General features: G+C 53.5%; 1 pseudogene. It reads right to left on the minus strand.

From position 1 onward, the window contains the following. Positions 1-99 precede the first annotated feature (99 nt). A pseudogene (gene malQ / locus KDK14_RS21905) lies at positions 100-2,354 on the minus strand (4-alpha-glucanotransferase). Positions 2,355-2,387: the final 33 nt, after the last annotated feature.

Raw genomic sequence — 2,387 nt, forward strand, 5'->3', positions numbered from 1 at the left:
CCTATATCAATGTCCCTGTTTACCGGGCTTTTAAGCTTAAGTCAGTGCCATTGGTTCATACCCGGCTATCATTACGAACACTATAGGGCATACGGGTTTTCATGCCTTTCGGGTCAGGCCGAGATTTTTGAACAGTACCCGGTTTTCCTCACTGGTCAATATCTCACTGATATTACGGGTCAGTTTGCGGCTCCAGTTACGATACTCGCTGCTGGTGCCCGGCACATTCACCGGGGTATCCAGTTCCAGCACATCTTCGAGCTGGATCACAATGATTTGTGATGCGGTTTTGCCCAGGTAATAATGAATCTTTTCCATCAGTTCACGGCTGTAGCCCATGGAGCTTAAATCGCTGGGGTTGACACCATAGGGCGCTTCGCCAATGTGTTGCAGGGTGTTCAGCAGGGCCAGTTTGTCTTCATGGCGGGCCAGCTTTTCCTGTGCGGTTCTGGCGGCGTCGTAAATACCAAGCGACTGTCGTAAATCAAGATCGCTACAGTTCCACCAGGCCCTGAGGGTTGGGATATCGTGATTGGAAATACAGGTCAGTGCTCGTGTTTTATACTGTTCTGGTGCCAGGAAATGATCTTCGACCCTGGAAAAGAGCACCACTTCATTGGAGTAGCAATGGGCCGGTGGCAGCGCTGCTTCTATTTCCGGCGGTACGGTACCCAGGTCTTCGCCAAATATCAGGCATTGCTGACGCTGGCTTTCCAGTTTAATGATGCCTAACAGGTCCTTCAGCGGATAATTAACGTAGACACCATAGTCTGCGGTTTTATCCGGCGGACACCACCAGAGCCGGAGTATCCCCATCACATGGTCAATGCGCAGCGCCGCACAGTGCTGCATATTGGCATTCACCATATCGATAAATGGGGCATACGCCAGTGCCTGCAGCCTGTTCGGGTCAAAAGGCGGCAGTCCCCAGTTCTGCCCCTGTGGCGCAACGGTATCGGGCGGGGCACCGACGCTGGCATTGAGCACGAGTTGTCCCGGTGCGCCCAGACATCCGCGCCACCCTTGTCTACGCCAACGGCAAGGTCCCGGTAGATACCAACCCGCATGCCGGACTCAATGGCGGCCTGCTGGGCCTGGGCCAGCTGCTGCCCGGCAATCCACTGCAGGTACATATAAAATCGAATTCGCTCTTTTGACCGGGCAATAAAATCCTGCACAGTCGGGCTCTCAGGATCCTGATAGTCTGCAGGCCAGCAGTTCCAGCCCCAGCTATTGATATCTCTGGACCTGAAATGTTCAAAGAGGGCTTCATAGGTGGCCTGAAGCTCCAGGTCTTTGCCTTGTTCCTCGCAATAATGGCCAAAGTCGGCTGAGTTGTAGGATTGATGCGCACTCTCTTTTTGACAAGAAGCGTGTTTCTCGAAATGGCGGAACGCCATTTCCAGCACAGAAAATTTCAGCGAGGCCACCCGGTCATACTCCACATGTGAGGAGTCCCTGGCTTTCTGTAACTGACGCAGAAAGTCGTCACTGTTCACATATTGCTGTATTTCCGCGGAATCCTGATACTCCTTCAGCGCCGTCACATCGATATACAACGGATTAATAAAATTCCGGCTCGACGGGCTGTAAGGGCTGCAATGCAGCGGGTTGGAGGGGTAGAGCGAATGAATCGGGTTCAGGCCGACAATATCCGCCCCTTGTGGCCCGAGCCTTTGCACCAGCTGCCTGAGGTCACTGAAATCCCCCATGCCCCAGTTGGTTTCTGAGCGAAGGGTATAGAGCTGGACACTGACCCCCCAGATTTTTTCCGTTGGCCCGGGCTGTGCAGCGCTGAGGATATCCGGTTCGTAGCAGGTCTGTGGTGCGACAATCAGACGACAATCTTCGTTTTGAGCGCTTTCTTGATGGGCAGCTTGATCCGCATCTTCTTGACTGGAAAGAGTCACGGACAGTTGATGATAGCCCGCCGGCAGGTCTTCCGGCAGCGGGCAGGCCAGCCGGACCCGCTCCTGTTGGTCCACAGACAGCCGGTCTTGTTCTGGCAATTCTGACAGGTTGATGGCCAGGGGTATTGAACGACTGTCTTCCAGTATGATTTCACCACGCAGCCAGTCATGCCGATGGCTTTCCTCAACCTGGACGGGAACCGTAAACATATCACCGCAGTGAACCACATGAACCACAGGAATCAACGGCGACCACTGTTTCCTTAAAATACTGTCGATTGAGGCCTGGACTTCCAGCTCGTTACCGGCAGCAACGCCCATGGCTGTTAGTGCATTGCGTTTATAGTCCGTCTCAAGGGTGACTGGATGGCCAGTGGCATCAATATAGTGGGCGGGAATACCACAGAACTCGGCCAGAGCATCAATCTGCTTTATTTCGTGCATGGTGGACTCTTGGTAGGGGGAAGGGATAACGAA

The organism is Endozoicomonas sp. ONNA2 (genome assembly GCF_024606365.1).
Classification (GTDB): Bacteria; Pseudomonadota; Gammaproteobacteria; order Pseudomonadales; family Endozoicomonadaceae; genus Endozoicomonas.